The 23,249-nt window shown below is 72.2% G+C and carries 26 protein-coding genes and 1 pseudogene; 12 read left to right on the plus strand and 15 right to left on the minus strand.

What is annotated here, in order from left to right:
* The first annotated feature begins 37 nt into the window (after window positions 1-37).
* The gene (locus tag DVA86_RS06025; RefSeq protein WP_208876381.1) at window positions 38-973 is read left to right on the plus strand and encodes an SMP-30/gluconolactonase/LRE family protein; all 936 of its coding nucleotides are present in this window, start codon (window positions 38-40) and stop codon (window positions 971-973) included.
* Between the two features lie 174 nt (window positions 974-1,147).
* Window positions 1,148-1,597 carry a hypothetical protein gene (locus DVA86_RS06030; RefSeq protein ID WP_208876382.1) on the plus strand — a complete coding sequence of 150 codons (450 nt, stop codon included), beginning with the start codon at window positions 1,148-1,150 and terminating at the stop codon, window positions 1,595-1,597.
* A gap of 74 nt (window positions 1,598-1,671) precedes the next feature.
* Here the strand turns inward: DVA86_RS06030 and DVA86_RS06035 are convergent, their stop codons facing one another.
* From DVA86_RS06035 to DVA86_RS06055, 5 genes are all read right to left on the minus strand, one after another.
* A complete protein-coding gene (locus tag DVA86_RS06035; RefSeq protein ID WP_208876383.1) occupies window positions 1,672-2,034 on the minus strand; it encodes an SEL1-like repeat protein in 363 nt (120 codons plus the stop codon).
* Window positions 2,035-2,287: 253 nt separating this feature from the next.
* A complete protein-coding gene (locus DVA86_RS06040) occupies window positions 2,288-2,686 on the minus strand; it encodes a MarR family winged helix-turn-helix transcriptional regulator (protein ID WP_245996365.1) in 399 nt (132 codons plus the stop codon).
* A 34-nt stretch (window positions 2,687-2,720) separates the two neighbouring features.
* Entirely contained in the window at window positions 2,721-3,560 is an 840-nt protein-coding gene (locus tag DVA86_RS06045) for a GNAT family N-acetyltransferase (protein ID WP_208876384.1), read from the minus strand.
* The gene (locus DVA86_RS06050) at window positions 3,557-4,471 is read right to left on the minus strand and encodes a class I SAM-dependent methyltransferase (RefSeq protein ID WP_245996366.1); all 915 of its coding nucleotides are present in this window, start codon (window positions 4,469-4,471) and stop codon (window positions 3,557-3,559) included. The genes DVA86_RS06045 and DVA86_RS06050 overlap by 4 nt, the downstream gene beginning before the upstream one ends.
* Window positions 4,472-4,658: 187 nt before the next feature.
* On the minus strand, window positions 4,659-5,594 hold the full coding sequence (locus DVA86_RS06055) for an alpha/beta fold hydrolase (protein WP_245996367.1): 936 nt from the start codon (window positions 5,592-5,594) through the stop codon (window positions 4,659-4,661).
* Between the two features lie 186 nt (window positions 5,595-5,780).
* Between DVA86_RS06055 and DVA86_RS06060 the strand changes: the two genes are divergently transcribed.
* The 3 genes from DVA86_RS06060 (at window position 5,781) to DVA86_RS06070 (ending at window position 8,150) form a co-directional block, all read left to right on the plus strand.
* Window positions 5,781-6,365: a GNAT family N-acetyltransferase gene (locus tag DVA86_RS06060; RefSeq protein WP_208876385.1), complete on the plus strand. Its 585-nt coding sequence runs from the start codon at window positions 5,781-5,783 to the stop codon at window positions 6,363-6,365.
* Between the two features lie 114 nt (window positions 6,366-6,479).
* Complete coding sequence (gene serC, locus DVA86_RS06065; RefSeq protein ID WP_208876386.1) at window positions 6,480-7,598, plus strand: phosphoserine transaminase; 1,119 nt, start codon at window positions 6,480-6,482, stop codon at window positions 7,596-7,598.
* 159 nt (window positions 7,599-7,757) lie between these two features.
* The gene (locus tag DVA86_RS06070) at window positions 7,758-8,150 is read left to right on the plus strand and encodes a PPOX class F420-dependent oxidoreductase (protein ID WP_208876387.1); all 393 of its coding nucleotides are present in this window, start codon (window positions 7,758-7,760) and stop codon (window positions 8,148-8,150) included.
* Window positions 8,151-8,164: 14 nt separating this feature from the next.
* Here DVA86_RS06070 and DVA86_RS06075 read toward each other — a convergent pair whose 3' ends face one another.
* From DVA86_RS06075 to DVA86_RS06090, 4 genes are all read right to left on the minus strand, one after another.
* Entirely contained in the window at window positions 8,165-8,479 is a 315-nt protein-coding gene (locus tag DVA86_RS06075; protein ID WP_208876388.1) for a type II toxin-antitoxin system PemK/MazF family toxin, read from the minus strand.
* Window positions 8,469-8,708 (minus strand): ribbon-helix-helix protein, CopG family, encoded by a 240-nt coding sequence (locus tag DVA86_RS06080; RefSeq protein WP_208876389.1) that lies wholly within the window; start codon window positions 8,706-8,708, stop codon window positions 8,469-8,471. Before DVA86_RS06080 ends, DVA86_RS06075 begins: the two co-directional genes overlap by 11 nt.
* Window positions 8,709-8,785: 77 nt before the next feature.
* Entirely contained in the window at window positions 8,786-9,685 is a 900-nt protein-coding gene (locus DVA86_RS06085; RefSeq protein WP_208876391.1) for an ABC transporter permease, read from the minus strand.
* Window positions 9,682-10,674: an ATP-binding cassette domain-containing protein gene (locus DVA86_RS06090; protein WP_208876393.1), complete on the minus strand. Its 993-nt coding sequence runs from the start codon at window positions 10,672-10,674 to the stop codon at window positions 9,682-9,684. The genes DVA86_RS06085 and DVA86_RS06090 overlap by 4 nt, the downstream gene beginning before the upstream one ends.
* Window positions 10,675-10,781: 107 nt before the next feature.
* On the opposite strand from DVA86_RS06090, the gene DVA86_RS06095 reads away from it, so the two are divergent.
* A complete protein-coding gene (locus DVA86_RS06095; RefSeq protein WP_208876394.1) occupies window positions 10,782-11,600 on the plus strand; it encodes a TetR/AcrR family transcriptional regulator in 819 nt (272 codons plus the stop codon).
* 55 nt (window positions 11,601-11,655) lie between these two features.
* Here the strand turns inward: DVA86_RS06095 and DVA86_RS06100 are convergent, their stop codons facing one another.
* Window positions 11,656-12,618 carry an SdiA-regulated/phytase-like domain-containing protein gene (locus DVA86_RS06100; protein ID WP_208884434.1) on the minus strand — a complete coding sequence of 321 codons (963 nt, stop codon included), beginning with the start codon at window positions 12,616-12,618 and terminating at the stop codon, window positions 11,656-11,658.
* 365 nt (window positions 12,619-12,983) lie between these two features.
* Here DVA86_RS06100 and DVA86_RS06105 point away from each other — a divergent pair.
* The 3 genes and pseudogenes from DVA86_RS06105 to DVA86_RS06115 all read left to right on the plus strand — a co-directional run.
* Window positions 12,984-13,646 (plus strand): annotated as a pseudogene (locus tag DVA86_RS06105) (GDSL-type esterase/lipase family protein); the annotation flags it as partial.
* A gap of 447 nt (window positions 13,647-14,093) precedes the next feature.
* A complete protein-coding gene (locus tag DVA86_RS06110) occupies window positions 14,094-14,561 on the plus strand; it encodes a hypothetical protein (protein WP_208876398.1) in 468 nt (155 codons plus the stop codon).
* A 208-nt stretch (window positions 14,562-14,769) separates the two neighbouring features.
* Window positions 14,770-15,768, plus strand: a complete 999-nt coding sequence (locus tag DVA86_RS06115; RefSeq protein ID WP_208876400.1) for an aldo/keto reductase — start codon at window positions 14,770-14,772, stop codon at window positions 15,766-15,768.
* 279 nt (window positions 15,769-16,047) lie between these two features.
* Here the strand turns inward: DVA86_RS06115 and thpR are convergent, their stop codons facing one another.
* From thpR to DVA86_RS06130, 3 genes are all read right to left on the minus strand, one after another.
* A complete protein-coding gene (gene thpR, locus DVA86_RS06120; RefSeq protein WP_208876402.1) occupies window positions 16,048-16,719 on the minus strand; it encodes an RNA 2',3'-cyclic phosphodiesterase in 672 nt (223 codons plus the stop codon).
* Window positions 16,720-16,762: 43 nt separating this feature from the next.
* Entirely contained in the window at window positions 16,763-18,310 is a 1,548-nt protein-coding gene (locus tag DVA86_RS06125) for an MFS transporter (RefSeq protein WP_245996368.1), read from the minus strand.
* Between the two features lie 82 nt (window positions 18,311-18,392).
* The gene (locus tag DVA86_RS06130; RefSeq protein WP_208876403.1) at window positions 18,393-18,830 is read right to left on the minus strand and encodes a MarR family winged helix-turn-helix transcriptional regulator; all 438 of its coding nucleotides are present in this window, start codon (window positions 18,828-18,830) and stop codon (window positions 18,393-18,395) included.
* A 157-nt stretch (window positions 18,831-18,987) separates the two neighbouring features.
* Between DVA86_RS06130 and DVA86_RS06135 the strand changes: the two genes are divergently transcribed.
* A complete protein-coding gene (locus DVA86_RS06135) occupies window positions 18,988-19,170 on the plus strand; it encodes a ribbon-helix-helix protein, CopG family (protein ID WP_208876405.1) in 183 nt (60 codons plus the stop codon).
* A gap of 82 nt (window positions 19,171-19,252) precedes the next feature.
* Here the strand turns inward: DVA86_RS06135 and DVA86_RS06140 are convergent, their stop codons facing one another.
* Window positions 19,253-20,740, minus strand: a complete 1,488-nt coding sequence (locus tag DVA86_RS06140) for an NCS2 family permease (protein ID WP_208876407.1) — start codon at window positions 20,738-20,740, stop codon at window positions 19,253-19,255.
* 343 nt (window positions 20,741-21,083) lie between these two features.
* On the opposite strand from DVA86_RS06140, the gene DVA86_RS06145 reads away from it, so the two are divergent.
* Window positions 21,084-21,467 (plus strand): DUF2530 domain-containing protein, encoded by a 384-nt coding sequence (locus DVA86_RS06145; RefSeq protein ID WP_425470769.1) that lies wholly within the window; start codon window positions 21,084-21,086, stop codon window positions 21,465-21,467.
* Between the two features lie 34 nt (window positions 21,468-21,501).
* On the opposite strand, the gene DVA86_RS06150 is transcribed toward DVA86_RS06145, so the two are convergent.
* Window positions 21,502-22,107: a TetR/AcrR family transcriptional regulator gene (locus DVA86_RS06150; RefSeq protein WP_208876408.1), complete on the minus strand. Its 606-nt coding sequence runs from the start codon at window positions 22,105-22,107 to the stop codon at window positions 21,502-21,504.
* Between the two features lie 141 nt (window positions 22,108-22,248).
* Between DVA86_RS06150 and DVA86_RS06155 the strand changes: the two genes are divergently transcribed.
* Window positions 22,249-22,914 (plus strand): peroxiredoxin-like family protein, encoded by a 666-nt coding sequence (locus DVA86_RS06155; RefSeq protein WP_245996369.1) that lies wholly within the window; start codon window positions 22,249-22,251, stop codon window positions 22,912-22,914.
* Window positions 22,915-23,249 lie beyond the last annotated feature (335 nt).

A 23,249-nucleotide genomic window follows, 5' to 3' on the forward strand; every position in this document is an offset into this window, starting at 1 on the left:
GTACCCAGCGTTTCCGCGTTCCACGAAGGGAAGCACCATGTCCGACGCGTCCGACGACACGGCCGACGACACCGGGCTGTACGAGATCCTCGACCCGCGTTTCCGCTCCTGCACGTTCGGCGACGACCGGCTGGAGACGATCCACGGCGACTGCCGCTGGACCGAGGGCCCGGTGTACGTGCCGGCCGGGCGCTATCTCCTCTGGAGCGACATCCCGAACGACCGCATGCTGCGCTGGGACGAGACGACGGGCACGGTGGGGGTGTTCCGCAGCCCGGCGGGCTTCACGAACGGCAACACCCTCGACCGGCAGGGCCGGTTGGTCACCTGCGAGCAGGGCAACCGCCGCGTCACCCGTACGGAACACGACGGCAGCGTCACCGTTCTCGCCGACCGCTTCGAAGGGAAGCGTTTCAACAGCCCCAACGACGCCACCGTGCGGTCGGACGGCTCCGTCTGGTTCTCCGACCCCGACTTCGGCATCCGCAGCGACTACGAGGGGCACCGTGCGGAGAGCGAGATCGGCGGTCTCAACGTCTACCGGATCGACCCCGGCACGGGCGGCGTACGCCTCGTCGCGGACGGCTTCGCGGGCCCCAACGGGCTGGTGTTCTCGCTGGACGAGCGGCGCCTGTACGTCTCCGACACGCGCGCCGGCCACGTCCGCGTCTTCGACGTGGCGGAGGACGGCAGCGCGCTGCGCGGGGACGGCGACGTGTTCGCCACGTGCGTGCAGGGCCGGTTCGACAACATCCGCTTCGACGACGAGGGGCGCCTCTGGGTCGCCGCGATGGACGGCGGCCTGCAGTGCTTCGCGGACGACGGCGCGTACATCGGGCGCATCCGCACGCCGGAACCCGTCGCCAACGTGGCCTTCGGCGGCCTGCGCCGCAACCGGATGTTCCTCGCCGCCAACACCTCCCTCTACTCCCTGGTCACAGCGGTCACCGGGCCCGGCCCGCGATTCGCGTGAGGCTCCTGTGACCCCCGCGCACCGACATCACCGCCAGGAAGGTCACTCATGCGACGCAGGCGGCCCCGTACGGTGCGCAACGCGTAGCTCCGTACGGTGCGACGCGCGACTCCGTACGGTGCGCGACGCATGGCTCCGTACGACCCGGCAGGCGCGGCTCCGTACGATCGGGGCATGCCTGACGACACACCCCTGACCCGCACCTCGTTCCGGAAGCTCAGCCCGATCCTCGCGCCCCGGCCGCTGCCCGAGCTGCCGGAGCGGCGCTGGACGGACGACGAGTGGGACCGCATCCGGCACGGGGTGCGGGCGCGGGGCATGGACGATCGGTGGCACGTCTTCGCCGAGGGCGAGGTCGTCCACGTGCACCGCAGCTGGACCGGGAACGGCATCTACGAGGTGCGCTTCGCCCCCGCCGAGGGTGGCGAGGGCGGGTGGCGCATCGCGTCGGCCGTCGTGGAGACGGACCCGCAGCGGTACCGCAGCCGGGGCGGCGAGTTCGAACGCGTCACGCTCGAACTCGTCCTCAGCACGGCCGTCCTGGGCGAGCCCGCCCGCGAACTCGCCGCCCGGCAGAAGGAGTTGCTGGCCCTTCCGGCGGAGGGGCTCCCCGAGCAGGAGTAACCGCGGAGACAGACCCCGGAGACAGAGCGCGGAGACAGGCTCGGAAACGGACCCCGGGAGCGCGGGCGCAGGAGTCAGCGCCGGGCGGCGCGGCGCTGCCGGATCTCGGCGAGCGCCTCCTTCGCGCCCGCGTTGCCGCTCTCCGCGACGGGCCGGATCACGCGCTCGGCCTCGTCGAGGTCGCCGCGGTCCAGGTAGAGCGTGCCGAGCGCCACGGACCCCATGGGGTCCCCGTGGGTGATCGACCTCCGCAGCCAGCCCTCGGCCTCGGCGTCGCGCCCGACGTTGCCCAGGCCGATGCCGTACACGACCATCCCCTGTACGTAGCCCAGCTCCGCGGCGCGGGCCGCGTCCTGCATGGAGATCGGGTGCCCGTCGTCGTACGCCGCCCGCACCAGCCGCCACAACGCGGCGTCCGGTGTGGCGGGCACGCTCACGGCACGCGGACGTCTGCCTTGTTGCGACCAAAATCCCATGTTGCCCCCCTCTGTCCCGGAGCACCATTGTGCGGCTGGCGTCGAGGTCGCGAGCAGTCTGCTCTGAGCCAACTTGGCGCGTTTGGCCGACACTTGGCCGGTTCGGGCGCCGTGCGTGCGTACGTACACACCGCGCGTGCGCCCGTACGCCCTCCTCGTACGCACGCCCGTACGCCCGACGCACGGTCCGTACGCCCGGCGCGTGCGGGCGCGTTCAGCCTCCGGCGGCGCCCGTCCCCTCCCCCACGGAGACGGTGAGGCGGGCCAGCAGCCCGCCAAGCTGTGCGCGTTCCCGCTCGCTGAGGCCGGCGAGCAGCGCGCGCTCGTTGGCGAAGTGCTGCTCGATCAGCCGGTCGACGAGCCGTACGCCGTCCGGCGTGAGCGTGATGAGCCGCCCGCGCGCGTCCCCGTCGGCGACGGCGCGGTGGACCAGCCCGCGCCCTTCGAGCCGGTCGACGCGCTTGGTCACGGCGCCGGTCGTCACGAGCATCGCGCGGCTGAGCTGCCCGGGAGTGAGGGCGTACGGCGTGCCCGCGCGGCGGAGCGCGGCGAGCATGTCGAATTCGCCGTTGCCGAGGCCGGCGGCGGCGAAGGCTCCGGACCCGGGAGCCACAGGCCCGCCCCCCGGGCCCGGGGGCGCGGAGGGCTCAGGACGCGGACGGTGACGGTGACGGTGACGGTGCGACCGAGCGTGCCAGCGGGACCACCGCCGGGGGCGGTGTGGGCGCGGGCCGCCAGTCGTCCTCGATGATCGAGTAGAGCACCAGGTCGTGCCAGCGGCCGTCGGCGTAGCAGTAGTCGCGCAACGTGCCCTCGCGCGTCATCCCCGACTTGTCCGCGGCGCGCTGCGCGGCGACATTCGACGGCAGGAAGCCGGTCCAGATGCGGTGCAGGCCGAGCCGCTCGAAGCCGAGCACGCCGAGCAGGTGGCCGACCTCGATGCTGAGGCCCCTGCTCGTCAGGTCCGCGCGGAGCGCGCAGCCGACCTCGGCGCTGCGGTAGCCGGTCCGTACGATCTCCCCCTCGGGCCGTCCCTCGGCGACCAGCTTGACGGAGCCGACGAGTTCGCCCGTACGGATGCTGCTGACCGCCAGCCGGTAGAGCGTGCGCGGGCGCTGCCGTGCGGCGGCCATCGCCTGCTCCACGAGGGCGACGGCGTCCTGGCGCTCGAAGGGCTTGAGCCCGAACTCGCGCGTGGTGCGCGGGTCGCCGAAAATACGCAGCACGCCGTCGACGTCGCGCGGCGCGAACTCGCGCAACCGCAGCTCGGCACCGTCAACGAAGACGGGCTTGGGCACGTCCGCCTCGCCGGGCGCCCCGGGCAGCGCTTCCCGCGCCTCGGGGGCCCCCGGGGCGTCCGGAACCTCCCCCGCCTGCAACGCCGCGGGCGCGCCCGATCCTTCCGGTCCGGCCTCCGGTCCGGCCTCCGGTCCGGCCTCCGGTCCGGCCGTCTCGACCGCCGTCCGTACCTGCTGCGACACGCTCATCCGTGCTCTCCTTCGCGCTGTTCCTGTGTCCCCCCACTCCCCCGGGCCGCCCCGGGGCCGAACTCGACCCGTGTGATCCACAGCGGCCTGCGCCCCCGCAGCCCCGGCATCCGGGACACCAGCGGCAGCAGCACGCCGCACACCAGGCCGCGGCCGCGCGCCGCGTCGACGCTCCGTACGCGGGCGACGTTCGGGTGCACCGCGCGGAGCTTCCGCTCCTCCACCGCGTCCATGCCCCAGGGCATGGGCGGCGGCCGGTAGCCCGCCGGGTAGCGCCAACGGCCGCGCATGGTGCGGGCGGTGACCCAGCTGGGCGGCGCGTCGAAGACCAGCGCGGCGCCGGGGAAACGTGCCGCGCACTCCCCGACCAGGCCGTACGCCTCGGCCGGGCGCAGGTACATCAACACCCCCTGCGCCGTGACGAGTACGCCCCGCGCCGCGTCCACCCCGTCCATCCAGCGCGGGTCGGCGGCCGAGCAGGCGAGGGTGCGCCGCCGTTCCGTGTCCGGCAGCAACCGCTGCCGCAGCGCGACGACTTCGGGCAGATCGACGCTGAGCCAGCGGACGCGCCCGTTGTCGACCCGCCAGAACTGCGTCTCCAGGCCCTCCCCGAGCGCCACCACGGTCCCGTCCGGGTGCCGCGCGAGGAAGCGCCGCACCTCGTCGTCGTACGTACGGGCCCGCAGCCCCGCGCCCTGCGCCTGGCCCCAACTGCCCGTGCCGAAACGGTCCTCGAACGGGTAGCTGAGCGCGTCCAGCAGCTCTACGGCCTTCGGGTCGTGCAGCGCGGAGTCCGGGTCGCGGGCGTCGAGTACGCGGTGGTAAAGCGTCCACAGCGTCGTCTCCGCCACGCCCGCGAGCGCGATGCCGTCGCCGTCCCGCTCCCGTACGTCCACGTCCATCGAATCCATCGGGCGAGCGTGACAACCCCGCCGATCCCGGCACAACGCACGTCACTCCACCGGGGACGAACGCCACTCATCCGGTCCAGTTGTCGTTCCGGTACGGGCCGTGGGGCGTACGGGGCGGGGCGCGCGCCGCCCCTGCGCGGCCAGTTCAGGCGGCCCCGTTCAGGCAGCTCGTTCAGGCGACCGGTGCTCAGTCCTCGGCCGCCGCCACTTCCGTGTGCCGGAGGAGGGCGGGGACGACCGTGTCCCAGACGGGGCGCGGGAGTTCGTGCCCCGTACGGGGCAGGACCAGCAGTTGGGCGCCGGGGATCTCGCGGGCGAGCGCCTCGCCGTTGCCGAGCGGGAAGAACGGGTCCTCCTCGCCGTGCACGACAAGCGTCGGGACGGTGAGCTCGCCGAGCCGTTCGCGCCAGCGGTCGCCGCTGTCGAGCGCGGCGAAGGTGCTCGCGATCTGGTTCGCGGGGTGGATCTTGCGCGGGACCGCGCCGGGCGGCGCGGCGGCGACCGTACGGTCGTAGATACGGCCGGCGTCCTCGCGCGCCGCCGCCTCGTCGAAGGGGTGCGAGCCGGCGAGCCGGCGGCGGGCCGCCGCCTGGTACGCGAGGACGGCCGCGCGGTCCGACCAGTCCGGTTCCGGTTCGGTCATGAAGAACTCCATGATCTCCGGCGAGTGCTCCGGCAGATCCGGGTCGCTGGGACCGGGCGCGGTCGGCCGTGTGCAGAGCAGCGCGAGCGAGGCGACCCGCTCGGGGTGGTCGAGCGCCAGCAACTGGCCGATCCAGCCGCCCACTCCGAAGCCGGCGACGTGCGCGCGCCGCAGCCCGAGCGCGCCGATCAGCCCGGCGGCGTCCGCGACCAGGTCGCGGAGCACGTACGGCGGCGCGTCCGGGTCGGTGGCGGTGGAACGGCCGGTGTCGCGGAGGTCGTAGCGCATGACGAACCGGGGCCCGGCGGCGAGCCGCGCGCAGAACTCGGCGGGCCAGCCGAGCAGCGAGTTGTTGACGAGGAGCACGGGCGGTGCGGCGGGGTCACCGAAGGTCTGGACGCACAGGTCGACTCCGTTCACGTGCATGAGGCGTTCCGGGGCGGCGGTGTCCGCCGCCGTGGCGTGGTCTCGGGTGGTCACGGGCGCTCTCCTGCCTGGTACCGCTCTGTTCCGGTTCCGGTCCGGTTGTCGCCTGTTACGACCGGACGGGCGCGCGGAACTCATCGGTGCGGCAGGTGCAGCCAGGACACCGAGGGGCCGGGACAGCCGGGGCGGGGCGCGGGAAATCGCGTTGCGCGCCCCAAGGCCCGTACGGAGACTGTGCCGGTGCTGATCCGACGCGAGACCCCCGCCGACATCCCGGCCGTGACCGCCGTGACGGCCGCCGCCTTCGCCAAACCGGACACGCCGGTGCCCGTCGAGGTCACGTTGCTGGACGCGCTGCGCGGCTGCCCCGGCTGGATCCCGGCGCTGTCCCTGGTCGCGACGCGCGCCGTCCCGGACGGCGACGGCTTGACGGCCGACACCGACGCCGACTCCGACGCCGCGGCCGACGCCGACGCCACGGCCGAGGTCATCGGCCACGTCGTCTGCACCCGCGGCCATCTCGACGGCGTCCCCGCCGTCGGCCTCGGACCGATCAGCGTCCGCCCCGACCGGCAGAACCGCGGCGTCGGCCACGCGCTCATGCACACCGCGCTCGGCGCCGCCGACGCGCTGGGCGAGCCGTTCGTCGCGCTGCTCGGCAGCCCCGCGTACTACGCCCGTTACGGCTTCCGCGCGAGCACCGCGTACGGGATCGACCCGCCGGACCCGGCCTGGGGCGCGTACTTCCAGGTGCGCACCCTGAGCACGTACGAGCCCGCGCTGCGCGGCACGTTCACGTACGCGGAGCCGTTCAGCGACATCTGAGCGCCCCCGCCGCGCACCCGCACGCGCCGCTGAACCACCCCTGCGCTGCGGCGATCCGTCTCGCGGTGCGGACCGGATCGGGCCGGCGGGCCGCGACGCACTAGGCTTCGCCTCGTGGCTGATATCGAGATTCCCGCTGACATCAAGCCCGCCGACGGTCGGTTCGGCTCGGGTCCGTCCAAGGTGCGCACGGAGGCGTTGAACGCCCTCGCCGGCACCGGTACGTCACTTCTCGGCACCTCACACCGGCAGGCCCCGGTGAAGAACCTGGTCGGCCGGGTGCGCGACGGCATCACGTCGCTCTTCCAGCTGCCCGAGGGCTACGAGGTCGTCCTCGGCAACGGCGGCTCCACCGCCTTCTGGGACATCGCGACTCACGGCCTGATCGACAGCAGGTCGCAGCACTTCACGTTCGGCGAGTTCTCGTCGAAGTTCGCCAAGGCGGCCAAGCTCGCCCCGTGGCTCGACGACCCTGTGGTCGTCCAGTCCGAGCCGGGCACGCACCCCGTACCGCGCGCGGAGGCGGGCGTGGACGTGTACGCGCTCACCCACAACGAGACGTCCACCGGCGTCGCCATGCCGATCCAGCGCGTGCAGGGCGCCGACGAGGGCTCACTGGTCCTCGTGGACGCCACGTCCGGCGCGGGCGGCCTGCCCGTGGACGTCGCGCAGACCGACGTCTACTACTTCGCCCCGCAGAAGTCCTTCGCCGCCGACGGCGGGCTGTGGATCGGCGTCTTCTCCCCGGCCGCGATCGAGCGCGCCGAGCGCGTCGCCGCCTCCGGCCGGCACATCCCCGAGTTCTTCAACCTCGGGACGGCCATCGACAACTCCCGCAAGAACCAGACGTACAACACCCCCGCCCTCGCCACCCTCTTCCTGCTCGCCGAGCAGCTGGACTGGATCAACGGGCAGGGCGGCCTCGACTGGGCCGTCCGGCGCACCGCCGACTCGGCGCGGCGGCTGTACGGCTGGGCCGAGGACTCGAAGCACGCGACGCCCTTCGTCACCGACCCGGCGCAGCGTTCGCAGGTCGTCGGGACGATCGACTTCGACGACAACATCGACGCGGCGGCGGTCGCGAAGGTGCTCCGCGCGAACGGCGTCGTGGACACCGAGCCGTACCGCAAGCTGGGGCGCAACCAGCTGCGCGTGGCGATGTTCCCGGCCGTCGAGCCGGCCGACGTAGAGGCGCTGACGGTGTGCGTCGACCACGTCATCGAGCGGCTGTAGCGAACCGCTCGCGCGCCTCCGTACGGAGCCCGTTCCGGTCTCCGTAGGGAACCCGTTCGGCCTCCGTACGGACGCGCACACGTACGTATCGCGGCGGACCCGGGTGACACACACCCGGGTCCGTTTTGCGTGCGCGCCGGAACGGGTACCCGACCGGCCATGGCGACGCCGACCACAGGTCTCCAGATGTTCGCCCGCGAGCGGCGGGTCCGGCTGACGACGTACGAACGGGACGGCACGCCGGTGGGCGGCGCCACGAACATCGCGGTGGAGGGCGACCGCGCGTACGTGCGCACGTACGGCAAGGCGCGGCAGGTCGCGCGGCTGCGCCGGTACCCGGAGGCGGAGATCGCCCCCGCCGACCTCGGCGGCACCCCGACCGGCGCCCCGGTGAAGGCCCGGGTCCGCCGCCTGGAGGGCGAAGAGTCCCGCCACGCGGCAGCCCGCCTGGCCCGCAAACACCCACTGCTCCAGGGCGTCGCCGTCCCCCTCGGCTACGCCCTGCGCCTGGACCGCCCGGTGCACTACGAACTCCGCCTGGTCGGCGAATAGCGCCGGCGAAAGGCTCAGAGCAGCCCGAGCACCAGCTTCACCGCGTGCTCGATTTCGGCCCATTCCGCGCCTTCGACCCGCCCCGCGAAGTCGCCCAGCCGCTCCGGGTCGACGGCCGCCATCTGCTCGACGAGGACGACGGCGACGGTCCCGTTCATGTCGAGCTTCGGGTGCAGCAGTCCGGGACGCGCGCTGGTCGAGGTCGGGGCGACGACCAGGGTGGAGGTGTTCAGGGACTCGCTCTGCAGGACGACCGCGTAGCGCAGACCGCGCTGTTCGTGCCCGACGGCGTTCCTGCTCGCACGCAGCCGGTAGAGGTCACCACGCACGGAGCTCGCTCATCTCCTCCGCCACGGCGGCCACCTCGGCCTGGTACTCCGGGTCCTCGCGCCACTCGGCGACCTCGGCGGCGGCCCGCCGGTACTGCTCCGCGACGTACACCTCGTGAATCGCCTGCCTTATGGCGTCCGACGCCGTGATGTCGCGCATTTCTGCGAGCGCGTCAAGCTCGCGCCGCGTGGCCGGGTCCGGGCGGAAGCTGATCGTCTTCGGCGTCATACAGCCATCGTAATACGCGATGTCGTACACCCGCAGCGGTGCAGCTTCCGCTCCCGGACCGGCCCGCCGGTCGGCCGCTAGCGGCTCAGGCGCTGGAAGCGGCGGACGGCCAGCGGCAGGAAGATCGCCGTGATGATCAGCGGCCAGACCACCGCCATCAGCGCCGCGTGCTCCTCGATCCAGCTGCCGCCGCTCGGCGCGGGATTGCCGTACAGGTCGCGGACCGCGTTCGCCGTCGAGGACACGGGGTTCCACATCGCGATGGTGCCCAGCCAGTCGGGCATCGCGGACGGCGGCGTGAAGACGCTGGAGATCATGCCGAAGGGGAAGGCGACGGCGAAGAGGTTGCCCGCGGCCTCCTGGTTCGGGGTGATCAGGCCCAGCAGGACGCCGATCCAGATGAGCGAGAAGCGGAGCAGGAGCAGCAGCGCGAACGCGTACAGCGTGGCCGGCAGGCCGCCGTCCGAGCGCCAGCCGACCACCAGCGCGATCACCGCGAGCACGAGCAGGTCCAGCCCGGCGTGCAGAACGTCCGAGACGCCGCGGCCGGTGACGACGGCGGACGGGGACATCGGCATCGAGCGGAAGCGGTCGGTGACGCCGCGCTCCTTGTCGATGACGACGGCCATCGCCGTGTTCATGAAGCCGAACGCCATGGTCATCGCGAACATGCCGGGCATCGCGTACGCCTTGTAGTCGACGCCCTCGCCTACGTCCATCGCGCTGCCGAAGACGTACACGAACAGCAGCACGGAGACGATCGGGAAGCCCAACTGCCAGGCGATCAGCGACGGTTGCTTGACCAGGTGCGTCAGGTCGCGGCGTACGATCGTCCCGCAGTCGGCGAACGCCCAGTAGAGGCGACGCTCGGGGCCGTCGAGGTCGAGCGGGGTCAGCGGGGTCAAGGGGGTCGCGCCGGTCGCGGGCGCGGTCTTCGCCGTGCTGCCGCCGTCCCGTGCCGTCTCGTCGCCGCTCATGCGGACACCTCCTCCTTCTCGGCCGCCGGCCGGCCGGTCAGCGTCAGGAACACCTCGTCGAGCGTCGGCCGCCGCAGCCCGATGTCCTCCACCGCGATCCCCGCGTCCTGGAGCGTCCGCGCCACCTCGGTCAGCGCGGCCACCCGGTCGGTGACCGGGGCGTGCACCCGCAGCTCCTCGGCGTCGGTCTCCGGCTCGGCGCCGCCGGCCGCGACCCGGGCCACGGTCTTCACGACGGCGGGGATGTCGGCCGCGGTCGCGACGACCACCTCGATACGGTCGCCGCCGACCGCCCGCTTCAGACCGGCCGGTGTGTCCTCGGTGATGTTGCGGCCGCGGTCGATGAGGGCGATGCGGTCGGAGAGCTTGTCGGCCTCGTCCAGGTAGTGCGTCGTGAGCAGGACGGTGGTGCCGCCCGCGGCGAGCGCGCGGATGGCGTCCCACACCTCGCTGCGGCCGCGCGGGTCGAGCCCGGTCGTCGGCTCGTCCAGGAACAGCACCTCGGGCGCGAGGATCATGCTGGACGCGAGGTCGAGCCGGCGCCGCATGCCGCCGCTGAAGTCCTTGGGCTGCTTCTCGGCGGCGTCGGCGAGGCTGAACTGCTCCAGCAGTTCGGCCGCCCGCTGCCGCGCCCGCGCGCTGCCGAGGTGGAAGAGGCGGCCGAACATCTCGAGGTTCTGGCGGGCGGTGATGATCTCGTCGACAGCAGCGTTCTGTCCGGTCAGTCCGATACGGCGGCGCACCTTGCGGGGTTCGCGCGCCACGTCGTGGCCGCCGACGAGGGCCCGGCCGCCGTCCGCGCGGATCAGCGTGCTGAGGATGCGCACGGCGGTGGTCTTGCCCGCGCCGTTCGGGCCGAGCAGGCCGTAGACCGTCCCGCGGGGCACGGCGAGGTCGAAGCCGTCGAGCGCGCGCTTGTCGCCGTAGGACTTGGTGAGGCCCTCGGCGAGGACGGAGTGGCCGGAGCGGCCGGTCGTTTCCGAGCCCACGGTTCCCCCCTTCGTATGGGTGATCGCGAAACTGGGTACGCTGTACCCAGCAAGAAAAGCGTACACCCTACGCAGCTCTCCGCAAGCGTTTTAGGATGGCGGTCACCATGACGACGGCACACAGCGGCAGCGGAGACCTCCAGCGCGCCCTCGACCTGCTCTGGGGCATGAAGGAAGCGCCGAAGCGCGGGCCCAAACCGGGCCTGACGCTGGAGCGTGTCGTGGCCACCGCCGTCGACGTCGCCGACGATGAAGGCCTGGACGCCGTGTCGATGCGCCGCGTCGCGACGGAGCTGGGCGTCGGCACGATGTCGCTCTACCGCTACGTGCCCGGCAAGACCGAACTGCTGGAGCTGATGCTCGACCACGTGCAGGCGTTCCCGCCGGACGTCGACGCGGACGAGTTCCGCCGGCGCGGCTGGCGCACGGTCATGGAGACCACGGGCCGGGGCGTCTGGGAGATGTATCTGGCGCACCCCTGGCTGCTCCAGGTCAGCCAGGCACGCCCGCTGCTCGGCCCGAACGGCGTGGCCGGACTCGACGTCGCCCTCAGCGGCCTGGAGGGCCTCCGCCTGACGGACCGCGAACGGATGGGCGTGGTCGTCGCCCTGGACGGGTTCGTCAGCGGCAGCGCGCGCACGTACCTCCAAGGGCTGGAGGCGGCCAAGCGCACCGGCATCAGCGACGAGGAGTTCTGGCAGGCGCAGGGGCCGTACCTCGACAAGGCGATGCGGAGCGGCAACTTCCCGTCGCTCGCGAGGCTGAGCCCGGAAACCTTCGACGCGACCGGCGTGGAACTCTTCGAGTTCGGGCTGCAGCGGATTCTGGACGGCTTCGCGGTGCTCATCGACGCGGCGGCGGAGCGGGCGGACACGGACGTGGAGACGGACACGGGCGGGGGCGACGGCGCAGGCGACTGCCGGTAAGCCGCCCCCGCGCCCCGCGCGTACGCGACGTGCGCCCGTACGCCCCGCCCGTACGTCAGTCGCGGCCGCGCCGGAAGAGGCGGCGGAGCAGCATCCAGACCATGAACGCCGCCGCGAAGGTCGCGCCGCCCACGACCAGGTCCCGGTTCTCCTCGGGGCTGTTGCCGTCCGCGCTCGAGCCGCCGTCGCCGCCGTTCCGCTTCTCCTCGGCGGCCTTCTCGGCGGCGGCCTTCTCCGAGAGGACCTTGTCCTCCAGTTCGGCGGGCTCGACCGAGCTGGACTCGCCCTCCGTGCCCAGCATCAGATACCGGCCGTCGAGTGTGAACGTGACGGACTCGCCCTGCCGTTGCATCGGGATGCTCACCGTGTCGATCGGCTTCATGCGGCCCTTGGCGCTCCAGCTGTACATCTCGGACCCCAGGTAGCTGCGCAGCATCAGCCGCGTGCCGTCCGGCGAGAAGGCGCCGTCGGTGGCCCACATCTCGGTGTCGCCGATGCGGCGGAAGGTGTTCACGCCGGAGGTGCTGAGCTTCTCGGGTCCGGCGTAGACGCCGCCCTTCTCCTCCTTGTTCTTGCTGGCGATGTACGCGCGGCCGGTCTTCGGGTGCACCATCAGCGACTCGGCGTCGCGCGGCCCGTCGGCGTACCGGACGGTGTAACGAGTGGGCGTGAGCGTGACGTTGCGGAGCTTCTTCGGTTCGGGGAAGCGGTAGATCCAGACCTCGCTCCAGCGTCCGCCGAGGTTGTCCCCGATGTCGCCGACGTAGACGTCGCCGTCCGGGCCGATGGAGATGCCCTCCACGTCGCGCGGCATGATGCCGCGCAGTGTGACGGTCGCGACGGTCTTGCCGGAGTCGCTGTCGACGGCGTAGATGTACGGGCCGTCCTCGCTGTCGTTGTGCGTCCAGTACACGCCCGGGTGGGCCCGGCTGGCGGCGAGGCCGCTGGACTCCGTGATCCGCGGGTCCTCGATGGTGAACTCCTCGGGCCCGTCGTCCGCCGCCGCCGGCGGCGCCATGGCGCCGGCCGCCAGCAGCCCCAGCACCGCGACCGCCCCGGCCACGGCGACCGCACGCCCCACGCGCACGCGCCCGCCGCCTCGCCCGCCTCCCCCGCGGCCCGGCGTGGAACGGCCGTAGCGGGTACGGGAGTTCGCGGTGCCGTCGTACGGGGCGTTGGGCAGGTCGCCGTACGGAGAGCCGTACGGGTCGGCGAACTGATCGCCGTACGGGGCGTCGTACGAGCCGGCGTACCGATCGCCGTACGGACCGCCCGGCACACAGGGCCGGAAGCAGGATGCGCGCATGGCGCCTAGCCTGCCATCCCGCACCGGGTGACCGGCATCACATCGCAGGTCATCAGCCGGTCCGGGAGGATGGCCCGATGCGCATCATGTTCGTCGGCGATTCCATGACCGTGGGAAGCGCGGGCGACATCACCTGGCGCTACCGGATGTGGCGGCACCTGAACGCGACGTACGGCGGCCCGTACCGCATCGTCGGCCCCCGTACGGAGCTGCACGAAGGCTCCGTCGCGTACGGCGCGCACGACTTCCCCGAGCACGCCCGGCGCCACCTCGCGGGCTGGGGTGAAGGCTGGCTGCATCTCGCGCCGCTCGTCGCGTCCGCCGTCCGCCGCGGCAAGGCGGACACGCTGCTGGTCTCCCTCGGCCTGATCGACCTCGGCTTCTATACGGACGTGCCGCAGACCACGGAGAACGTGCGCCGCTTCCTCGCCGAGGCGCGCGCCGCCAACCCGCGGCTGCGCGCCGTCCTGCTGCCGGTGATACCCAACGTGCGCGCGCTGACGGACCCTTCGTTCGCGGCGCAGTGCGACGCGTTCAACGAGCAGCTCGCGAAGACCGTCGCCGACCTGTCCACCCCGTCCGCTCCCCTGCTGCTCGCGTCGCAGCCCGCGGACTGGGTGCTGGACCGCGACACTTACGACGGCACGCACCCGTCGGCCAGCGGCGAGCACCGTATGGCGGCGGCTTTCGCGGACACCCTGCACCAGGGGTGGTCGGTGGGCGGGCCGTACGGCGCTCCGTACGGTGACGCCTGCGGCGGTGCGTCCGGTGACACGTACAGCGATCCGTACGGTGACGCTTACGGCGATCCGTACAGCGACTCGTACGGCGGCGCGGCGGATGGCGCGTACGGCCGCGCCACATTCACCGCCCGGAAACGCACAGACCGGCGCGCCCGGCGGGCCCTCGCGGCGGAGTTTGACTCTCGCAGCTGACAACTCCGGCGCGGGGCCGCCCCGTTGGCGGAGAAAAACGCCGAATGCTCTCTTGTTTTCCGCTGTAGTACAGGTCTCAATGTTCAGCATCGGCCCGATGACTGTTCGTCCGTGTGACGGCCCGTACGGGGCACCGAGCCGCGGCCCCCGTACGGATACCGGCGCACCGCTGCACTCACCACAGCACCCCCCATCGCCACGTCCTCGGACGCGGCTGTCCGGAAAGTCCCCCACGACCGGAAGGCAGTTGGCATGAAGCTCAGCATCATCGGAATCGGCACGGCAGGCGCGGCCGCTCTCGCCGCGGGCGCGCTGATCATGGCCCCGACGGCGACCGCCGTCGACCCCACCACCGCCACCCTCACCGCGGACTGCGGCAGCTTCGGCTCCGGCGAGGTCAAGCTCGACGCCACACAGGACGGCACGGCGGCGACCATCACCCTCTCCTCGTCCGCGGTCAAGGCGCCCATCGCCGTCGCGGAGAACTCGGTGGAGACGTCCCTGACGCTGGCCAACGCGAACGGCGGCGACGACGTGACCTTCAGCGGGAACTCCAACCCGGCGATGAGCGCCGGGGACGACGTGAACTCCGGCCCGCTGGACGCCACGGTCACCGCGGGCGACGTACTGGAGGCCAAGTCCGCCACGATCAAGGTCCTGGGTATCACGGTGAACTGCACGGCCACGTCGGCCCAGAACCCGGGCCCGTTCACCTTCTGACGGCCTGACGCCGTACGGCCGGCAGCAGCGAGCCGGCCGAGCACGGACACAACGGAACGGTCCGGCGCCACCCCGGGGTGGCGCCGGTTCCTCCGCGCACGCGGAGGAACCGGCGTCTCCGCGCGCGGAGGCACCGTACGCGCGTATGGGCCGTACGCGCGGCGGAAGCACTTGCCTAGAGCGCCCTCGAAGGCGTTGGCTGCTGTCCATGGAGTACACGCAGCTAGGCCGCACCGGGCTCAAGGTCAGCCGACTCGTCCTCGGGACCATGAACTTCGGTCCGCTCACGGACGAGACCGACAGCCACGCCATCATGGACGCCGCGCTCGGCTCGGGCGTCAACTTCTTCGACACCGCCAACGTCTACGGCTGGGGCGAGAACAAGGGCCGTACGGAGGAGATCGTCGGCAGCTGGTTCGCCAAGGGCGGCGACCGGCGGGAGAAGACCGTACTGGCCACCAAGGTCTTCGGTTCGATGGCCGCCGAAGGCGACGGCTGGCCCAACACCTCGCGCCTCTCCGCCCTCAGCATCCGCCGCGCCGTCGATGCCAGCCTCACCCGCCTCCAGACGGACTACATCGACCTGTACCAGTTCCACCACGTCGACCGCCTGACCCCCTGGGACGAGATCTGGCAGGCGATGGACGTCCTCGTCCAGCAGGGCAAGATCCTCTACGCCGGCTCGTCCAACCACGCCGGCTGGCACATCGCCCAGGCCAACGAGACGGCCGCGCGCCGTGGTTCGTACGGCCTGGTCAGCGAGCAGTGCCTGTACAACCTCGCCGAGCGGCGCGCCGAGATGGAGGTCATCCCGGCCGCCGAGAGCTACGGCCTCGGCGTGATCCCGTGGTCCCCGCTGCACGGCGGCCTGCTCGGCGGCGCGATCCGCAAGCAGAACGAGGGCGGCGCGGGCAAGCGCACCTCCGGCGGCCGTTCGGCGGAGGCGCTCGCCAACTCGCAGGTGCGCGAGCAGATCCAGGCGTACGAGGACCTGCTGGCCAAGCACGGCCTGGACCCGGGCGAGGCCGCCCTGGCGTGGCTGCTGACCCGGCCCGGCGTGACCGGTCCCATCGTGGGGCCGCGTACGCAGGAGCAGCTGGCGTCGGCGGTGGGCGCGGTGGATCTGAAGCTGAGCGACGAGGTGCTCAAGGGCCTGGACGAGATCTTCCCGGGGCCGGGTCCGACGCCGGAGGCGTTCGCCTGGTGACGACGGGTCTCGTGCCCCGCTGACCTCGCGGGGCTGCCGACCCCGTGACCTGCCGACAGACGGGCCGGCCGTACTGGCGCCGGGACAGGCGCCCGTACGGCCGTGCCACGTTCGCGTTCGTGGGGGGGGCGGCGGAGGCGCGTGCGCGCGGGTCGCGTGCGCGCGGGTCAGCCGCCGAAGGCGGCGGCGACGGCCACCACGAGGAACAGCATGACGAGTACGCCGCTGACGATCCGGACTCGGGTCTTCGTATTCACGCCTCCACCGTAGCGGGAACGCTCAGCGGCCCAGCCGCCAGGCCGCCACCGTCGTGTAGCGCGGCTGCTCACCGGGCACGCCACTGGTCGGCGGCGTACTGCGGACGAGGGCGAGCTCACCGGCCGTCCACGGCGCGCCCTCGAAGCCCGCCAGCGCGGCGACGTACGGCCGCAGGTCCAGCCGCGTACCGCGCGTCGCACCCGTACCGCCGGTGCCGTCCGCACCGCCCACGCCGTCCGCACCGTCCCCCTCATGTGTCCCGCCCGCGACGGTGGCCGGGGCGGCGCGTCGGGTCCGCGCGAGCGTGAGGTGTGCGTGGAACGCCTGCTCCTCCATCGCGATGCCGCTCCTGCGCCCGGCCGCCGACGCCGCCGCCGCGAGCCGTCCCAGCCGCTCGCGGTCGCCGTCGGCGCCCATCCACAGGGTGCGTTCCCCGAACCGCCCGGCGCCGGCGAGCCGCAGCGTGAGCGGGCGGCCGCGCGCGGCGGCGCGGGCGAGGCGCCGTTCCAGTTCGGGCCGTACGGGCTCGGCCACCTCGCCGTAGAAGGCCAGCGTGAAGTGCCAGCCCTCGCGCTGCGTCCAGCGCATCCGGTCCGCGCCCGGCAGGCCGGGCAGTTCACGCAGCGCGTCGACGGCGACGGCGAGTTCGGCGGTGGCGGCGGGCGGTGGCAGGACGGCGGCGAAGAGTCTCATACGGCCAGTCTCCCCACCCGTACGGCGTCACCGCCGCACGCGGTCAGGCCACCGGGGCCACCCGCGCCCGTTCGCCGCCGCCCTTGCCGGACGCGTCCGCGGCAGCGTCGTGCGGCTCACCCGGCTCACCGGGTTCACGCGGCTCGCCCGGCTCACGCGGCTCGAACACGAGGCCCCGGCGCCCGCGCCCCACGTACACGCGCAGCCGCAGGCCGCTGGCCCGCGCCAGCGCGAAGCCGACGGCCACCGCGACCAGCGCCGAGATCAGCGCGCCCGCCAGCAGCCCGGCGCGGGCGCCGTGGCTGTCGGTGATCCACCCCATGATCGGGCCGCCGATCGGCGTACCGCCGACGAACACCATCATGTACAGGCTCATCACCCGCCCCCGCATCAGCGGGTCGGAGGCGAGCTGGACGCTCGCGTTCGCTGTGACGTTGAACGTGAGCCCCATCGCGCCGATCGGCAGCATCAGCGCCGCGAACAGCCAAAACGACGGCGTCACCGCCGCCACCGCCATCAGCAGCCCGAAGAGCAGCGCGGCACCTACCATCAGCCGCATACGGGACGACGCCCGCCGCGCGGCGAGCAGCGCCCCGGTCACGGAGCCGACCGCCATCAACGAGTTGAGCAGGCCGTACGTCCCGGCGCCCGACTCGAAGACGCGGTCGGTGAACGCGGTGAGCCAGATCGGGAAGTTGTAGCCGAAGGTGCCTATGAAGCCGACCAGGACGATCGGCCACAGCAGCTCGGGGCGCGCACGGACGTAGCTCAGGCCCTCGCGCAGCTGCCCCTTCGTACGGGGTGCCCGCTCGCTCGGGTACAGCTCGCTCGTACGCATCAGCAGCAGCCCGGCGAGCGGCGCCAGGAACGAGAGCCCGTTCAGCAGGAACGCCCAGCCGCTGCCCACCGCGGTGATCAGCACACCCGCGACGGCGGGTCCGACGAGACGGGCGCTCTGGAAGTTCGCGGAGTTCAGCGACACGGCGTTGCGCAGCTGGTCCGGGCCGACCATCTCGGCGACGAACGTCTGCCGCGTCGGGTTGTCCACGACGGTGGCGAGGCCGAGCGCGAACGCGAGCACGTACACGTGGACCACGTGCACATGGCCGCTCAGGGTCAGCGCCGCGAGCGCGAGACCGGTGAGGCCCATGACGGACTGGGTGACGAACAGCACCTTCCGCTTCGCGCAGCGGTCCGCGATGACGCCGCCCCAGAGGCCGAAGAGCAGCATCGGCAGGAACTGCAGCGCAGTGGTGATGCCGACGGCGGTCGCCGAGCCGGTGAGGCTGAGGACCAGCCAGTCCTGGGCGATGCGCTGCATCCAGGTGCCGGTGTTGGAGACGGCCTGGCCCATGGCGAAGATCCGGTAGTTCCGGATCCGGAGGGAACTGAACATCGAGGTACGGCCGGTGTCTTCGGCGGTCCCGGAGCCGGGGGTCTCGGGGGCCTCGGGCGTCTTGCTGGCCTTGCTGGCCTTGGGGCTCTTGCTGCTCTCGGTGGCACCGGCGGTCTTGCGGGGCTCCGGGGTCTCGGGGGTGCCCGTACGGTCATCGGGTGCGGGTGCGGAATCTTCTCCGTGGCCCGGACGCAATGGGTCTTCGCCTCCTTCGCGTGCGCGTTCTCCTACGTGCTTGCGTGTGTGCCTGCCATGCGTGCTGTGCCTGCGTGTGTGCTTACAGATGCGCGAGCTTCTCCAGTACGGGCGCCGCCTCGCGCAGCTTCGCCCATTCGTCGTCGTCGAGCTGCCCGGCCAGCTCGGCCAGCCAGGCGTTCCGCTTGCTGCGGCTGGCGGCGAGCATGGACTCCGCGCGCTCGGTCTGCGTGACCACCTTCTGGCGGCGGTCGTCGGGGTGCGGTTCGAGCCGTACGAGCCCCTTGGCCTCGAGCATCGCCACGATGCGCGTCATCGACGGCGGCTGCACGTGCTCCTTACGCGCCAGCTCGCTCGGGGTGGCGGAGCCGCAGCGGGCGAGGGTGCCGAGCACCGACATCTCGGTCGGGCTCAGCGACTCGTCGACCCGCTGATGCCGCAGCCGCCGGGAGAGACGCATCACGGCGGTGCGGAGCGAGTTCACGGCGGCGGCATCGTCGCCAGGGGACAGTTCCGGCATGTCATTAGCGTAACTCATTACCCGTGCTAACGACTACCCCGTTAACGGAGTCCTTCGCCACAGCCGGCGCCGCCCCGCAAACCTTTCATCACACATTCGAGTGAGCTCGTGCAGAAAAGTCCGCCAACGCTCCCGCCCCGCCGGAGACGGTGGGTGCATGACATCTGAGGTGCTCAGCCTGCGCGTGGACAGCGAGCTGCTCGAACGGCTCCACGGCCATGCCGCCAAACGCGGCATGAGCGTCCAGGACTACGTGGTCCGGACGCTCGTCAGGGACGACTTCGACGAGCGGTTCCAGTCCGCCGTCGACGAGACGGAACGGTTCTACGGACGGATGTGAGGCCGGTGACCTCAGGCGGCGGGTGGCCGGTCCGGTGGCTGGTGCCGTCGCTGTCGCCGCTGTCGCCGCTGTCGGGCAGGGGCTACTTCACGCCCAGCAGCTGCTCGATCGGATCCAGCAGGAAGTAGACGAGGAAGCAGAGAGCCACCACGTTCAGCAGCCACGGGATCTCGCGGAAGCGTCCGACGGCCGTCCGCAGCAGGACGAAGGCCAGCACGCCGAGCCCGATGCCGTTGGTGATGCTGTACGTGAACGGCATCGACATGATCGTGAGGAACGCCGGGACGCCCACCGTGGGGTCGCCCCAGTCGATCTCCCGCACGTTCGCCGCCATGATCAGGAAGCCGACCACGACCAGCGCGGGCGTCGCCGCCTGCGACGGCACGACCGTGGCCAGCGGGGTCATCACCAGCGTCAGCAGGAACAGGCCGCCGGTGACCAGGTTGGCCAGTCCCGTACGCGCCCCCTCGCCCACGCCCGCCGTCGACTCGACGAAGCAGGTGTTGGCCGAACACGAGCCGAAGCCGCCGCCCGCGACCCCGACGCCGTCGACCATGAGGATGCGCCCCATGCCGGGGAGCTGACCGTTCTCGTCCGTCAGCCCCGACTCCTCGCCCACCCCGATGATGGTGCCCATCGCGTCGAAGAACCCCGACAGCAGCACGGTGAAGACGAACAGCGCGCCCGTCAGCAGCCCGACCTCGTGGAAGCCGCCGAACAGGCTGACCTCGCCGACCAGTCCGAAGTCCGGGCTGCTCACGACGTCGTCCGGCACGTTCGGGACGGCCAGGCCCCAGGCCTCGTCCGGGATCCCGGCCACCGCGTTGATCACGATCGCCACCACGGTCATCACCACGATGCCCAGCAGGATCGCGCCCTTCGTCCGCCGCACGATCAGCACGAACATGAGCGCCAGCCCGAGCACGAACACCAGCACCGGCCAGCCCTGCAGTTGACCCCCCTGGCCGAGGCCGAGCGGGACGGTGGTGTGCGCGGCGTCCGGATTGCGGGTGACGAAGCCGGAGTCGACGAGTCCGATCAGCGAGATGAACAGGCCGATCCCGATGGCGATGGAGCGCCGCAGCCCGTTCGGAATGGCGTCCATGACGCGCTGCCGCAGGCCGGAGGCGACCAGCAGCATCAGCACCAGCCCGGCCAGCACGACCATGCCCATGGCGTCCGGCCAGCTCATCTTGGGCGCGAGCTGGAGCGAGACGACGGCGTTGATGCCGAGTCCGGCGGCTAGGGCGATCGGCACGTTCCCGATCACACCCATGAGCACCGTCGTCAGCCCGGCGACCAGGGCCGTGGCCGTGACCAGCTGGGCGTTGTCCAGATGACGGCCGAACTTGTCCTCGCCCGCACCGAGAATGATCGGGTTCAGCACGACGATGTAGGCCATCGCGAAGAAGGTCGCCAGACCGCCGCGCAGCTCCTGGGTCACGGAGGAACCGCGCTCGGAGATCCGGAAGAAGCGGTCGAAGCCGCCACGGGAGCCGCCGGGATCGCGGGGGCCGCGTGGCTGCTGGCCGGAATCGACCGCGTGGCCGTGGCTGGCCGAATCGGACATGCGTGACCTCGGAAACTCAGTCGTCGTACGGGGACGAGCCCGCCGGTCCAGGGGCCGGCTGGGATCAGCTTGGACGATCTGACGGCGATTTTCCGTCAGGCCCAGATAGATTCAGTATGAACGTACCGCGAGGGTGATCGCTATCTCCGCGCGTAGACAGGGGCCTGCCCGGAGCCGTACGACGCCCGCGCAGGGGCCCCGCGCGGGCCCTGTGCGGGGCCTGCGTGGGCCCTGCACAGCCCGGACGCGGAGGCATACGCCGAGGCGCGTGCGGGCGCTGGATAGGCTGGGTGACGGTGACAGCCGCCACCCGCCCAGCAGCCCTTACGAAGGAGCCGGACCGATGGGCCTGATGAACAAGTGGACCGACGGCGAACGCGAGGCGCCGGAGCCGCTGGAGGGCAACGTCGTCCGGACGGTCGTGATCGGCACGGCGGCGTGGTTCGTACTCTTCGTCGTCCAACTTCCCTTCTACGGATGGTTCGCGGACGGTGGCCACGAGTGGTGGATCTGGACCTGCGCGGCGGGCGTAGGGCTCGGCCTGTTCGGCCTCTGGTACGTGCGCCGGCGCGAGATCGCGATCGCGGCGTCGAAGGCGGCGGCGATGTCCTCGACCGAGACCGAGCCGGACGGCTCCGGAACGGGCCCCGGCAGCGGGCCTGAATCCGGCAACAGGCCGGGGTCGGGCAACGGGCCGGGGTCCGGCGACGGGACCGACGCGGAGTAGTCCGGGCCCTGGCCGACAACCGCTCCCCCGGCCACTACTTCGCGGCGCGGGCCTCCGGGTCGAACGGGGCGAGCGCGGCGGTGACCGTGCGCTGGAGTGCCTCGGCATCCGCTCCGGCGCGGGACCGAAGGTTCACGCCGTACGCGAGCAGCGCCAGCACGTCGGCGACGCCCTCGACCGAGGTACCCGCGGACAACTGACCCTGCTCGCGGGCCGTTTCGAGCGCGGCGCGCAGCCCGTCACGCAGCTTCCCGTGGTGCTCGTCGAGCAGGCCGCGGACAGTGGGGTCACCGCGCTCCTCACCGGCGTGCGCGTTGACGACCATGCAGCCCCAGCCCGCGAACTCGCCCGTGCAGCGCACCTCGATCAGCCCGGTGAAGAAGTCCCGCACGGCGGGCAGCCCACGGGGGTCCTCGGCCAGCGCCCGTATCGCGGGCTCCGCGCGGCGCTGCAGGTAGCGGCGCAGGCTGGCGATGTAGAGCTCGTGCTTGGCGCCGAAGGTGCCGTAGAGGCTGGAGCGGTTGAGCCCCGTGGCGGTGGCCACGTCCTGGATCGACGTCGCGGCCTCGCCCTGCTGCCAGAACAGCCGCTCCACGCGCTCCAGCGCGGCTTCCGGATCGAAGTGCTTGATGTCGGGCATGGCCTGCTCCCGCGTTCTTGAAATGACAGTTCCAAGATAACCCTTGACGCGGGGCGGGGGAAGGCTCATCCTGGAACGGACGTTCCAAGTTGTTCCAAGCTCCGCCTGCCGGCGGGCTGTTGGAGAGAGGACGGCCGGACAGTGAGCCTCCAAGCCGAGCTGCGCGCCCTGTACGAGAACAAGCACCGGAGGATCCCGCCGGACATCCTCGAAGTCATGGACCGCGGCGCGCTCGAGCTCGCCGAATCCGGCCTCGCCGACGGGGCACTCCACGCGGGCGCCCGCGCCCCGGGCTTCACCCTCCCCACCGCCACGGGGAAGGAGGTCACGCTGGACGGCCTGCTCGCCGAGGGCCCCGTGGTGCTGACGTTCTACCGCGGCGCCTGGTGCCCGTACTGCAACGTCGCGCTGCGCGCCCTCCAGCAGCACCACGACGCCATCACGGCCCGCGGCGCACGCCTGGTGGCGATCTCACCGCAGATCGCTGACGAGAGCCTTTCCTTGACGGAGAAGCAGGAGCTGGCCTTCGACGTGCTGAGCGACATCGGCTCGGATGTCGCGAAGCAGTACGGCATCGCGTTCGACCTCTCCGCCGAACTGGGCGCGGTGTACGACCGCTTGGGCTTCGACCTCCAGCGGGTCAACGGCGGCCACGCCCGTACGCTGCCGCTGCCCGCCACGTATGTCATCGACCGCGGCTGGGTCATACGGTGGGCGTTCGTCAACACGGACTACACGGTGCGAGCGGAGCCGACGGAGATACTCGCGGCGCTCGACGCGCTCACGGGGCCCGACGCGCGGGCCTGAACGCCGCGGGTTCGCCCCCGGCTGCGGTCGGGCCCGATCGCGCGCGAGCGCGGTCGGCTCGCCTTGGCCGACCTGCGGGCGGACGCGGGTGGCTCCCGCTGCCCGACCCGCGCGCAGGCGCAGACTTGGCAGCGGCCGCGGGCCCAGTACGCGCCCGAGCACGGAGCCCGCGAATGACCACGCAACCCCACGGGGTGGCACGGTCCGTCCTCAAACGCCGGACGGGCTCGAGGCCCTTGGGCCCGCCGCCCACCAACAAGTGCCCGTCACCCACCACTTGAGGCCACTGCCCCGGCCAAACCCAGCCCGTCCGGCGATTGAGGACAACCCGCCCC

The organism is Streptomyces armeniacus (genome assembly GCF_003355155.1).
Classification (GTDB): Bacteria; Actinomycetota; Actinomycetes; order Streptomycetales; family Streptomycetaceae; genus Streptomyces; species Streptomyces armeniacus.